This is a genomic window from Paenibacillus rhizovicinus (assembly GCF_010365285.1).
Classification (GTDB): Bacteria; Bacillota; Bacilli; order Paenibacillales; family Paenibacillaceae; genus Paenibacillus_Z; species Paenibacillus_Z rhizovicinus.
Map to the genome: position 1 here is coordinate 3,491,199 of NZ_CP048286.1, position 12,343 is coordinate 3,503,541.

The following is a 12,343-nucleotide window of genomic DNA, read 5'->3' on the forward strand; positions in this document are numbered from 1 at the left end:
AATGGCGTTAGGACCATGCTCCGTACTAGAAATCAGTATTCTGCCGCGTAGGGCAAGCGAATACGCCGCCTGAACCACGAGCTTATAATTGACTTGCCGCTCCTGCAGTCGATGCCGATGCTGATGTCAGCATCCTATAAATGAGTACGGCGGTTTCCGCCCGGGTCGCGGAACGCAGAGGACCAACGGTGCCGTCGCTGTAACCATGGACGAGTCCTGCTTCGTTCAAGGCTTCCAACGCTTGAACCGCGTACTCGGATATCGCCGAGCCATCGTTGAATGTCATGCTGCCGCTGCCGGCAGGGAACCAATCGTTCAACCGTCCGGCTCGGTAGATCAGAACGGCCATATCTTGCCTGGTGATCGGTTCGTCCGCGCCCAAGGTACCGTCGTTACGCCCTTGTACAATGCCAAGCTGCCGGGCAGTCGTAACCGCATCATAGTACCAGTCGCCCGCGTTCACGTCCTTAAGCGGTTCGATGCTGCCGGCTCTCGATAAGCCGAGTGCGTTTACGAGCATCTGGATAAACTCGGCGCGCGTGACTTCTCCGTTCGGCGCGAATGTGCCGCTGCCGTAGCCTCGAACGATTTCCCGCGACGCTAAAGCGTTGATGCTGGCCCGTGCCCAGTCGACGAGATCGAGATCGTTGAAAGTCACCTTATTCGGCATGACCGCATAGCTCCCGGATAGCTGCGCGTTTAACGCGATCGTCCCCGTCGTCGGATCGTACCATGCGTCTTTCACGATCCGGAGCTTGCCTTCCTCAGTAATTTCATACAGCACAATCGTCTCGGGACTTTCTCCCGCCTTAAGCGTGTAGCCGATGGACGTACGGACTCCGTCTCCCTCGATACCGGCTGCCTTGCCGTCGATATCGGCCTTGATATTAACCGTCGGGTTGTCGCCGATCCGTTCGCTCGTCTCCTGATCGGTCACGGCTGCCTTAGCGATCGTAATCGTCAAGATGTCCCCTCCCGACGAGATCATTCCTTGCAATTGTTCGTTAGACAAGGAGATCGACGTCAGCCCATCTTTGATCGTTAACGATTCAATGCCGCCTTGCTGCAGAAGCGCTTTTAATTGTTCGGCCGGCAAATGCACTTCAATCGCATCTGCCTTCCCGGCCGGCCGGACATCCACCGTGATCGCCCCTTGCTGCGCTTCTTTAACGGCCTGCTCCAGCGACGACGCCGTCACTTGGACGGATGCTTTCCCTTGCGCGTCCGGCTTGACATCAGCCTGAATGGTGCCTTGCGTTACGGTAGAGCCGTTAGGCGGCTCGGTCGATTGCGATCCAGTTGGCTGCGACCCTGTTGATGGCGGCTGACTCACTGGATTAGTCACGCTAATGGACACCGTGATAGAGCTCGATGCACCGTTCGCATCCGTAGCTGTAATTACTACGGAATAAGTACCCGCAACAGCCGAATTCCACTGAAACCGGCCGGAAGCCGCATCGAGCGTCGCTCCATCGGGCAGGGAGTCTGAGCTGTAAGCAATCGTATCCCCGTCCGCGTCCGTACCCTGAACCGTGAAATCAATCTGCTGACCGGCGGTTTTGGCAATTGGAGCGACCTGCTCAATTACCGGCGCCGTGTTTGCCGGGCCTTCCGGTTGGCCCTCTTCATTGCCAGGAGATACGCTATACGTTTTGCCTTTCTCGGTAGCGAAGGAAATAATGCCGTCCGTTACCGCAGCGGAAATGCGGGCTCCGCCTTCTTCCGTCACCTGCACGCTGTCGGTCGCATACGGATTGTCCAATTTGACCGGATTGCCGGCTTCGCTCGTAATTTCGACGTTCGATACTTCATCGCCATTCTTAGCGGCAGAGACGACGAACGCTCCCTTCTCGCGCAATCGCGTGAAGCTTGCATCCTTGCCTGCCGGCCAGACCGGGAATAGCTCGATAATGCCATCCTGACTCTGCATCATCATATTATTGATCGCCTCGATGGCGCCGGACTTCTCGATGCCGTGGAACGGATCAATGATCCTCAAGTTTTTGCCTAGCTTTTGGTTGATTTGCTGCTTCATCTTGTCAATAAGGCTCTGCGCCGGATAACCGACTCTGGCCGCCTGGGTGAACACCTTCGGGAAGCTGTTGTCATTGCCCCACGAATTCATCGCATCCAAGGTGTCGATCGCAATCTGACGCTCGGCGGCATCCGAACGAATGCCAAGTACTTCGCCGGGATGAACGAACTCCAGCACGACCGTGTTGTCGCCCGGGCGGAAATCATCGTAAGTCGATGTGCCCGGCTCGGCCAGCGCATAGACCGTCTTGCCGTGGTATTGAGTCGTCGGCTGCTCCGGCAGATGCGTTAGGATTTGCTCCCAATCCGCCCGCTTATCGGCATCCGTCTGAAGCGTTTCGCTCGCCTTAATGAGACCGGACAGTAGATATTTCAGCAGTCCAAGGTCAGGACTCGAATTCTTCGACCAAGAATCTTCGTTATGACCCGCGTAGATAACGTATTGGTTCGCTTCCGCGTCCCACTCGAGATAGTTCTCGAAAAACTCGCCAACCAATTTCATGAACGGGTAAGCGCGATTTTCCAAAAACGTCTTATCCTGCGTGTAGTCGTAATAAGCAATGAATTGCGTAACCGCAAATAAGGAGTTCGCGACCTGCTCGTGGTAGTTATCGTCCGTGGTCGAACCGTATGGTCCAATGCCTACCGGGAATAAGACGCCGCCTTCCATCCCGCCGGTCGGGAAGCGGCTTGCGATATAAGTCGGATTTACCCTGCTCAAATCCTCTTTCGCCCTTCTCTCCGCTTCCGGCACGTAATCGAGAATGGCATCAAAGTAAGGTTCCGCCAACTCCGAGCGATTGCTGGAATAGACGCCGTAGAAAGGAGCCATCGCATTATAGTTCAGATGGAGATCGCTGGACCAGTTGGGCGAATCCGTTGTCGCCCAGACGCCGTACAGTCCGGAGGCTACTTTCCCTGGCCGGCTCGTTGAGCCCATGATGTACAGGGCGCCATAATAATATTTCTCCAGCACCGCATCGTTTAGATTAACGTGAGATTCCAGCCAGTAGTTCTTCCACCAGTCCAGATGGCTCGCATATAGAGCATCCAGCGCGCTGCTGTCCTGAGCCGCCGCCAAATTCTTCGCATCCTCCAGATGAGTGGTCGGATTCTGTCCGCCCCCTCCGACCGCCGTCACGATACGCACCTGTTGTCCCGGCTGAAGCTCGAATACCGTCTTCGCCGTAGAGTCGGAAACAGAACGTACGGCATTGCCCTCTATACCAATGATTCTCGTTGCCAATGCCGCTCGCGATACCCAGTACTTATCGCCGGGCGCGGTTTCTCTGGTGGCCCACATCGTATCGCCGTCAAGGCCCGCATTCGTCGTGAGCGTCGGCTTTGGCGACAAGGCGCCCGTCCAAGTCGACACTTCCAGAGATACCGGCTTGTCCCCGAGGGAAGTCAAATCCGTCACGACGACGTTCCGATCGGCAGCCTCCCAGGTGTTCATGGTCACCGGAACTCCGCCGATACTCATATCCGTGCCGATCTGCGCGTTCAGAATGTCCTCTTCTTCGTGAAAAGGAGCCTGCGGCTCGCTAACGACTTCCCCGGTGCCCGCGCTGGCATACAACTCGATCTGACCGATCCGCGCCCGCGGATTTTGCACGGAATCCGACGTCGTGCCTTGGTTCGGCGCCGTAATATACAGCCGCACGTATCGTGCCGTCACTGGCGTGATATTGCGATCCGTAATCTTGTCCGCGTTGTCGGTTACCGTGTCCGCGTCCGTCCAGTCGGTACCGTTGTCGCTCGTTTGGAATATAAAACCCTTCGTATCGTTCGCTTCCTGTCCCGCCCGAGCCGCTCCGTCATGCTTGACGATGTATCTGGCGATCGTCTTCGATTCGCCCAGATCAAGCTGGATCCATTGAGGAGCCCCGCCCGTGATGACCGGCGTTACCCAGCCTTCATAGCCGGTCGTCCATTGACCGTTGACCGTGCGGTCCGGATTTAGATTCTGATAGGTGGAGCTGGCACTGGCGACCGCGCCCAACGCCAAGTTTTTCGCCGGCCCGTACAACTCGATCTGACCGATCCGCACTCGCGGATTTTGCACGGAATCCGGCGTCGTGCCTTGCGTAGGCTCCGTGATGTACAGCCGCACATACCGTGCCGTGACCGGCGTAATATTACGATCGGTAACATTGTCGGTGTTGCCGGTAACCGTATCCATGTCGGTCCAGTCGGTGCCGTTATCGCTCGTTTGGAAAATAAAACTTTTGGTATCGTTCACTTCCTGTCCCGCCCGGGCCGCCGCGTCATGCTTGACGACGTATCTGGCGATTGTCTTCGATTCGCCCAGATCGAGCTGAATCCATTGAGGCGTCCCGCCCGTGATGACCGGCGTCACCCAACCCTCGTAGCCAGTCGACCATAGACCATTGACCGTTCGGTCCGGCCCAAGGTTCTCATGCGTCGAGCTGGCAGTAGCAACCGCACCCAATGCGAGATTGTCCGATTGCTCTACCTTGGTTGGCTTAATCGAAACGCCCCCAAGAGCGACAAGCGAAGGATTGGGATTTCCGTTCCAGAAGTCCCCCTTAGAAATATAAAACGTCTTATAGCCTTGTCCGCCGCCCGAAGTCACGCCGACATCGCCGTTTCCAAGCAGTGCAGTATCAGGCATTGTCGAATTGAACACTCCGGCATAGGACTGATCGGTCCACTCGCCTTTAATCCCGGAAAGCTTCTGCTGGAGCGCTTGCCATTCGGAATCGACGCCCGTATCGGCATCCGCTGCCTGAGCCACATGAAGAGTCGGCATGGCCGCCACGCCAAAGATGGTAGCCGTAGCGGTAGCAACGGCTGCAAGCTTCTTCGCCCTCGATACTATCAACATATACATATCTCTCCCATTCCATGCGTTTATTGCAGCCCTATCCTTCGTCGCGCGATCCAAACGACAGCGCTTACAATTGTAATCTTAAAAAAAGCGAACACCTTCCGAATTGAATTAATACAGATTATAACTTTTTAATACAGGTTCGCTTGTTCGCTATTAATAGATTAATACAAAACTAACATTACAGTTCGTTTGTGTCAATAATTTTTGGAATAATTTAAATATAGTTAATACAGATAATACAGAGTCATCCTAAGAAAATAAAAAAATACAGAGCGACGGCATTCAACGCCGTGCTCTGTATTCATCTTCTTATCCTACAATGTAATGTATAACCTTGTTTTATTCCTCGCCGGTCGCTATCGGATTCCCCTCATACGAAATCCAATCGCTCCAGCTCCCCGCATACAACCGTACATTGCTAAATCCCGCTTCCTGCAATGCCAGCACGTTCGGGCAAGCCGTCACGCCGGAACCGCAGTATACGATCGTCTCGCGATTCTTGTCCAATCCCTCGAACCGCGCTGCCTGCTCTTCCGCACTCTTCCACCGGCCGCCCTCTCCCTTGCCTTCGGACCATAGGCGGTTAATCGCGCCTGGAATATGGCCGGCTGCTTTGTCGAGCGGCTCGATTTCGCCGCGGTACCGCGCTCCGTCACGGGAATCAATCAGCGTCACGTTCGGATCATGAAGCTTCTCGCGGACTTCGTCCATCTCGATCAGCAAATTGTGTTGTACGGTAGCCAGGTAGCGGGCGGGAATAAGCACCTTCTGCTCCGCGTTCACGGGATAGCCCGCATTCTGCCAAGCCGTGTAGCCTTCATCCAGCACGTAAGCCTGCTCATGGCCCAAATACTTCAGCAGCCACCACAGACGCGATGCCATGGCTCCGCCTTGGTCATCATATGCAATAACGCGGGTCTCATTGCTAATGCCAACCCGGCTCAATGCAATCGTCAGCGCGGTAATATCCGGCAACGGATGGCGCCCGCCATGCTCTTCCACCGGCGCAGACAAATCCTTCTCCAGGTCCAGGTACACCGCGCCCGGAATATGGGACGCCTCGTAAGCCTCGCGCCCGAAATCCGGTTTGCCGAGCTGGAAACGACAATCGACGATAACAATGTCGGACTCATACATGCGGGCCAGCAGCCATTTCAACGATATGATATGATTCAAGAGTTCATCCGCCTTTCGATACGTCTTCTATAGGTGATTATACATCATTCCGCGGCGAAACGCCTTCTGGCGGCCAGCCGCCGACCGTCACACCTGCCAACTGCACCTTGAAACAAGTAAGAGGCCAACCGCAGGCCCCCGCCGGCGATCAGCCCCTCCCGCTTCCATACAACTATCCATTCCTTTGCTCGACCAAACCCTTCCTCCTCCGTTTGAGTCTCCCCTGCTCCCGCGATACGAGTCCCATAAGCAGCAGCATGATGACCGAACAAGCGAAGAATTGCCACATCGCCCGATTAACGTCAAAGGAATCGAGCAGCCAGCCCGTCACTTTCGGCAGCAATGCGCCGCCTAGACCGCCGCAGGAGATGAGGATGCTCGTGGTGCGGTCTATTTTATCCGGAAAAGCTTCATTGACGTAGACGAGACCGATTGCGAACATCCCCGCCATCGCCAAGCCAGTCACTACGATCAACCCGATGACGGCTGCCGCTTGATCGACGAGCGCCAGCCCTGTGAACACGGCCGCCGCGCACAAGCAGCAGACAAGCAGGAAGTTCCGATAACCCATCCGCCCCGTGATCCGCCCTACGAACAGTCTCCCGAAGGATATGGCCGCCCAGTACAGGCTGAGGCTGATCGTTGCCGCGGATTCGCTCAAACCCGATTTTCGCGACATGATCGCCGGCAAGTAATTCGTGAAGCTCATTTCGAGTCCGACATAGACGGCGAAGAACGCAGCGCCGAGCAGCAGCAGCGTCATTCCCCCTCGGGAATAACCGGTCCCCTGAACCTTGGCGGTCTTCGGCGCTTCGACTGAGCCTGCTGCCGTTTCCGCTGCGGCACGGGTACCACTATCGACACCGGCTCCGGCTCCAACTTCGGCAGCCATAGCGCCACCTTGCCGAAGCCCTTTCCCCATGTACGCCTCCGCCTCGCCTAACGGCAGGAGCAGCCACAGCGCCAATACGACCGAACCGAGCGCCGCCACGGAACCAAAGGTCCACAGCCAATAGCCTTGCAGGATCAGCCATGCCGCAGCCGCCGGGAGCACGAGCGCTCCAATACCGAAGAATACCTCCAGCAGCGACATCGCAGAGGCCTTTCGCTCCTCCAATATTTCAATCACGAGGGCGCCGATACACGTTTCGCCCAATCCGAAGCCGAAGCCCGCGATCAACGCCAATCCCAGCATGACTGCCCAGTCCGGTTCGAGCGCATAGCCTGTTTCCGCGACGGCGAATCCGACAAAAGCCAGCACGATCGAGAAACGCCGTCCGACTCTCCGAATCAGCCAAGGCGCAAGCAGCACCCCTGCCAGGAAGCCGAGAAACTGATTCATGATCAGCTGCCCGCCAGCCTCGTAATTCACCCCGTATTTCAAAACAAGCTGCTCCATCACGGCGCCCACCGCAACATGCCCGAAGCCGATGGCCAGATAGGAAAGACAGCCGAGTATTAGTAGTTTACGCATGATTATTCACCTCTCAGCGCCCCATTATAGCACCCGCCTCTCCGTTCTGAACAGCCGTTTTTACGACCGGCCGCGATTGTTAACCGGTCCATGCCGAACGACAACGGCCGCTCGTCGAATTCCAGCTTGATTATTGCCTGCGTTTCGCCGACAATGTGTTCGAGAGCCATCCGGAACCAACAACGGCATACCGGATGCAGCGATAGCACCCGCCAAGGAGAACGCGAACATGTCCAATTTCCGCCCCGCTGCCGAGCAACGCTTCAATGTGATCCCCCTGTCGGAGGCCCTTGCCGAACAGCTGACCACTTGGCGGTACGAGCCGCCTTTCGACTTCTATAACTGGACGACGTGGCAAGTGATGCTGGAGCTTGGCATGGAGTTCGGCGATCCCGACATCCGCAATCGGCAGTATGCCGCCGTAACGGACGCGGACGGCCTCTTCATCGGCTTCGCGCAATTCTTCCCGCTGCTTGGGCTCACGCGGATCGGACTTGGCCTTCGCCCGGACCTATGCAATAACGGGCTCGGCGTCCCTTTCGTTCAAGCCATCCTCGCGGAAGCGATGCGCAGAGCCCCCGACGACGAGATCGATCTGGAAGTGCACACGTGGAACGTACGCGCGATCCGTACCTACCAGCGGGCAGGTTTCGTCATTACCGATACGTATGCGAAACAGACCCAAGCCGGCATAGTCGACGTTTATTGCATGTGCTACCTTCCGGACGAGTCGGGATAGCGGCAGGAGGCAGCCGTTTACCATTTCTTCAATTCCACCCGTGCTAAACCGCCACGCCGACGCATATCCGTAATAGTGTCACGCGTCAAGACATTAAGGAGGCGGATCCAATGAAAGTTTTGAACATCATCAGCTTAATAGTGCTCATTCTCGGCGGGATTAACTGGCTAATTGTGGGGATTTTTGAGTATGATGTCGTTTCGGAGATTTTTGATGGGTCGGATTCCGTAGGAGCCAAAATCGTGTATATCATTGTCGGTGTGGCCGCGCTGTACAGCCTGTCCTTCTTCTCGAAGGTCGCCTCAGACGAATAAAATCATACGCCGCCAGTGACTGCGAAACAGTCCGCCCCCCGCGGCATCTATAGTTTAAGCCCGCTCCTGCGTCAGTCGCAGCGCGCGGGCTTTTCTTATTCCAAGCTTCGCTGCCGTTCGCTGTTCGACTCGGCCGCATCCAGTAACGGAATACCTTTTCCCCTCCGCCCCCGGCATTCCTCCCCCGAAAACAACAAAAAAACGCCGATTACCGTTGCCCGGCAATCGACGCCTGATATACTTCGTTATACCGCTCGGCCGACCGGATATCCAGCTCCGTCAAGCCTCCTGCATGCCAAGTCGTGAGCCGCAGCGTCACTTTCTTGTAATCGATGCCGATAAACGGGTGATGATTCATAGCTTCCGCGACCTCGGCAATTTGCGACACGAAGGCGATCGCAGCAGGAAAACTGACAAACCTATAGCTGCCTGCGATCCATTTCTCATCCTGCCGCGTCCAGCCCGCCAATGACGCAATCGCGGCATCCGCCGCCTCGGTCGCCAACTTCTCCAGCTTTGCCATGGCCGCCCGCCGCCTCTGCTCTAAATTAGTCGGATGATCCGGCTCTCCTTCTCATCCACGGATACTTCTATGATATGATGCTTCGGCCGGTAAGTAACGACGCCTTTGCCAACATGCAGCACCGGATCCTCGCCCAGCGCATAGAACACATCGTCCGCGAGTGCTTCCATCAGTTCCAGCTGCTGCGCGCTCTCCAGCTCTTCCCACTCCGATGTTTCCATCTCGAAGAACAAATAACCGTCACCGATATCGTACATCGCGTCCTTCAATTCCACCAATATTTCCTCATACTCTCTCGCATGCTTTACGCCCATTGCCAACGCCTGCCCTTCCGCTTCTTATACCTGCCGCATACTCCCTATTCTACACGAATTGGGATGAAAACTCCTAAAACATCCATTTTGCTCTAATCTACGGATCGTTTTTGACGATAATAATAAAGAGATACACGATGATTGGTTTGCGTGCACAATCGCGAGATTGGGCATGCAGCATTCATCGCTCGTGATTGGTTTGCGTGCACAATCGCGAGATTGGGCATGCAGCATTCATCGCTCATGATTGGTTTGCGTGCACAATCGCGAGATTGGGCATGCAGCATTCATCGCTCGTGATTGGTTTGCGTACACAATCGTGAGATTGGGTATGCAGCATTCATCGCTCGTGATTGGTTTGCGTACACAATCGCCCCAGGGCTCGAACGGCGACTGCCGGTTCATTATAGTCTTTACTCTTATACTAGACGAGGTGTGTCATGGAAAAATCTACAATTATTGGTATTGCGCTCGGGCTCGTTGCCGTCCTGCTCGGTATGACGCTTAAGGGAGCGCCAATCGAGAACTTGCTCAATCCGGCAGCATTTACCATCATTATCGTCGGAACAGCGGCCTCGTTATTCATCGGATTCCCGCTGGACGAGCTCAAGAAATTTCCGAAGCTGATCAAAATGATTTTCGTTCAACAGAAACTGCTCCCGCGCGAGAGAGTCATCGCGTTGTTCATGGAGTGGGCAACGATTACTCGCCGCGAGGGATTGCTTGCCTTGGAATCGAAAGTCGATGAAATCGAAGATACATTCCTTCGCAACGGCATGCGCATGATCATTGACGGCAATGACCAAGATCTTGTTCGCGACGTCCTTCTCGAAGACATCGCCGCGACGGAGGAACGCCACCGCGCCGGCGCGCTGATTTTCTCGCAGGCCGGCATGTACGCGCCGACGCTCGGGGTACTCGGGGCCGTTATCGGTCTGATCGCGGCACTGGCGGATATGAGCGACATGGGCAAGCTCGCGCATGCCATCGCCGCGGCTTTCGTTGCTACTCTTCTAGGTATATTCACCGGGTACGTATTGTGGCACCCGATCTCCAATAAGCTGAAGCGCTTGTCCAAGAACGAAACCGAACTCCGCCTGATGATGGTGGAAGGCCTCTTGTCCATTCAATCCGGCGTATCGACGATCGCCATCAACCAGAAGCTGTCCGTATTCCTGACGCCGACCGAACGTTATCAACTGAGTCAGAGGGGAGCGGAAGCGGTTGAGCAAAAAGCATAAAAAAGAGCATCACGAGGAACATGCTGACGAAACATGGCTCATTCCTTATGCCGACTTGCTGACGCTGCTTCTCGCTCTGTTCATCGTCCTCTACGCCATGAGCTCCACCGATTCGAAGAAGTTTCAAGATATGAGCAAAGCCTTCAATGTCGCGTTCAACAGCGGCATTGGCCCATTGGATAAGTCCTCCGTGATATCCGACGGCATGATGATGGAAGACAGCCAGAATACCAGGCGCCATGAAGATACCAAGGACATGTCCAAGGAAGACAAGGCAGCGCTCATGAAGAAGGAACAGGAAGACCTCGAGCAGCTGAAGAAACAGGTCGACAAGTATATTCAAGCGAACGGCTTGACGACGCAACTGGACACCAAGCTCAACCAGTCGCAGCTGACGATTACGATCAGCGACAGTTCGCTTTTCGCGCCGGGAAGCGCCAAGGTGAAACCGGACTCGCGCAAACTGGCTATCGAAATCTCGAACATGCTGACGAAGTACAACGATTACGAGGTTATCGTTTCCGGTCATACGGATAACGTACCGATCAATAATGACGAATTCGAATCCAACTGGGAGCTGAGCTCCATGCGGGCGATTCGCTTCATGAACATCGTGCTTGAGAACAAGAAGCTGAATCCCAAGAACTTCAGCAACATCGGCTATGGCGAATACCGGCCGATCGCCGGCAACGATACCCCAGCGGGACGCTCAAAGAACCGCCGCGTCGAGGTGTCGATTATCCGGAAATTCACCGATGCCTCCAAAGTCATCGAAGTGTCCACGACGCCTTCGGCCGCTTCTACTTCGACGGCTACCGCGCCGAAGTGATAGTGCAACGCAAGTACAAAGAAAACCCGTCAGGATGCTCCTGACGGGTTTTCTTTGTTTCGTTCCTAGTTAACCTAGCCGTTGGTTGGATGTTCAACATCCAACGCGGCTCCTCATGCGGCTCAGCGGACCAAAGATAGCTCGATCGACTTCTGGACAAGCACGTCCATCGCATCGATGCTAACCTTCTTCGTCTCTTCGCTCAGCTTAATGATCGACAGCTCCGTGCAGGCAATGATAACGCAGCTGCAGCCGTCCTTCTCGACCATTCCTTGAATGATGCCTTCCAGCTTCGCGGGGTCGCTTGCAATGCCGCGTTTAATATCTCCGTAGATGATACTCATGACCTGCTGCTGCACGTCCATGTCCGGCTCCTGCGGAATCATGCCGTACCTCCGGGCCGACTCGCTGTAGATGCCGCTGCGAAGCGTGCCGTTCGTCGCCAGAATACCGACCTTGACGCCGCCGCCGAAGTTATCCGCAATCTCCCGCATCGTCTCTTCGACCATGTCGATGATCGGAATCGTCGTCATCGCCTGCATCTCGTTGATGTAGTAATGCCCCGTGTTGCACGGCATAACGATATTCGCGACCTCCGCGTATTCCAGCAGCCGGATATCCTTCTCGATTTCCTGCAAAAACAGCTCGCCGCTGTTCTCCAGAATGACATGGGTCCGATCCGGCAAAGAGGCATGGTTCAGAATGACCATATCGATATGGTCCTGATCCCTGTCGGCCGGCGTATTTTCGATAATCTGATCGATGAAGACAGTCGTGGCTTTCGGTCCCATTCCGCCCAGAACACCTAACCGTTTACGTTCCATGATTCAACCTACTTTATATGA

10 protein-coding genes are annotated in these 12,343 nt (G+C 55.2%); 4 read left to right on the plus strand and 6 right to left on the minus strand.

All coding sequences use genetic code 11. The annotated features are described in order from the left end of the window. Positions 1-82 precede the first annotated feature (82 nt). From GZH47_RS15600 to GZH47_RS15610, 3 genes are all read right to left on the minus strand, one after another. Complete coding sequence (locus tag GZH47_RS15600; RefSeq protein ID WP_162640900.1) at positions 83-4,882, minus strand: S-layer homology domain-containing protein; 4,800 nt, start codon at positions 4,880-4,882, stop codon at positions 83-85. A 345-nt stretch (positions 4,883-5,227) separates the two neighbouring features. Beyond that, positions 5,228-6,064, minus strand: coding sequence for a sulfurtransferase (locus GZH47_RS15605; protein WP_162640901.1), 837 nt, complete (start codon positions 6,062-6,064; stop codon positions 5,228-5,230). 172 nt (positions 6,065-6,236) lie between these two features. Beyond that, on the minus strand, positions 6,237-7,538 hold the full coding sequence (locus GZH47_RS15610) for an MFS transporter (RefSeq protein ID WP_162640902.1): 1,302 nt from the start codon (positions 7,536-7,538) through the stop codon (positions 6,237-6,239). A 229-nt stretch (positions 7,539-7,767) separates the two neighbouring features. Between GZH47_RS15610 and GZH47_RS15615 the strand changes: the two genes are divergently transcribed. Then, positions 7,768-8,277 carry a GNAT family N-acetyltransferase gene (locus GZH47_RS15615; protein WP_162640903.1) on the plus strand — a complete coding sequence of 170 codons (510 nt, stop codon included), beginning with the start codon at positions 7,768-7,770 and terminating at the stop codon, positions 8,275-8,277. Positions 8,278-8,387: 110 nt separating this feature from the next. After that, positions 8,388-8,591: a DUF378 domain-containing protein gene (locus GZH47_RS15620; RefSeq protein WP_162640904.1), complete on the plus strand. Its 204-nt coding sequence runs from the start codon at positions 8,388-8,390 to the stop codon at positions 8,589-8,591. A gap of 208 nt (positions 8,592-8,799) precedes the next feature. Here GZH47_RS15620 and GZH47_RS15625 read toward each other — a convergent pair whose 3' ends face one another. Both GZH47_RS15625 and GZH47_RS15630 read right to left on the minus strand, forming a co-directional pair. Then, positions 8,800-9,114: a 4a-hydroxytetrahydrobiopterin dehydratase gene (locus tag GZH47_RS15625; protein ID WP_192043612.1), complete on the minus strand. Its 315-nt coding sequence runs from the start codon at positions 9,112-9,114 to the stop codon at positions 8,800-8,802. Between the two features lie 20 nt (positions 9,115-9,134). Beyond that, a complete protein-coding gene (locus GZH47_RS15630) occupies positions 9,135-9,428 on the minus strand; it encodes a hypothetical protein (RefSeq protein WP_162640905.1) in 294 nt (97 codons plus the stop codon). Positions 9,429-9,868: 440 nt separating this feature from the next. Here GZH47_RS15630 and motA point away from each other — a divergent pair, with 440 nt between their 5' ends. Further along, the gene (gene motA / locus GZH47_RS15635; protein ID WP_162640906.1) at positions 9,869-10,669 is read left to right on the plus strand and encodes a flagellar motor stator protein MotA; all 801 of its coding nucleotides are present in this window, start codon (positions 9,869-9,871) and stop codon (positions 10,667-10,669) included. Further along, the gene (gene motB / locus GZH47_RS15640; protein ID WP_162640907.1) at positions 10,653-11,498 is read left to right on the plus strand and encodes a flagellar motor protein MotB; all 846 of its coding nucleotides are present in this window, start codon (positions 10,653-10,655) and stop codon (positions 11,496-11,498) included. Before motA ends, motB begins: the two co-directional genes overlap by 17 nt. A 122-nt stretch (positions 11,499-11,620) precedes the next feature. Here motB and GZH47_RS15645 read toward each other — a convergent pair whose 3' ends face one another. Next, positions 11,621-12,322, minus strand: coding sequence for a cysteate racemase (locus tag GZH47_RS15645; protein ID WP_162640908.1), 702 nt, complete (start codon positions 12,320-12,322; stop codon positions 11,621-11,623). Between the last annotated feature and the right edge of the window lie 21 nt (positions 12,323-12,343).

Excerpts from the sequence above, each read along its gene's own strand:
- GZH47_RS15600 (WP_162640900.1), bottom strand. The coding sequence starts at position 4,882 with ATGTTGATAGTATCGAGGGCGAAGAAGCTTGCAGCCGTTGCTACCGCT.
- GZH47_RS15610 (WP_162640902.1), bottom strand. The coding sequence starts at position 7,538 with ATGCGTAAACTACTAATACTCGGCTGTCTTTCCTATCTGGCCATCGGC.
- GZH47_RS15615 (WP_162640903.1), top strand. The coding sequence starts at position 7,768 with ATGTCCAATTTCCGCCCCGCTGCCGAGCAACGCTTCAATGTGATCCCC.
- GZH47_RS15620 (WP_162640904.1), top strand. The coding sequence starts at position 8,388 with ATGAAAGTTTTGAACATCATCAGCTTAATAGTGCTCATTCTCGGCGGG.
- GZH47_RS15625 (WP_192043612.1), bottom strand. The coding sequence starts at position 9,114 with ATGGCAAAGCTGGAGAAGTTGGCGACCGAGGCGGCGGATGCCGCGATT.
- GZH47_RS15630 (WP_162640905.1), bottom strand. The coding sequence starts at position 9,428 with ATGGGCGTAAAGCATGCGAGAGAGTATGAGGAAATATTGGTGGAATTG.
- motA (WP_162640906.1), top strand. The coding sequence starts at position 9,869 with ATGGAAAAATCTACAATTATTGGTATTGCGCTCGGGCTCGTTGCCGTC.
- GZH47_RS15645 (WP_162640908.1), bottom strand. The coding sequence starts at position 12,322 with ATGGAACGTAAACGGTTAGGTGTTCTGGGCGGAATGGGACCGAAAGCC.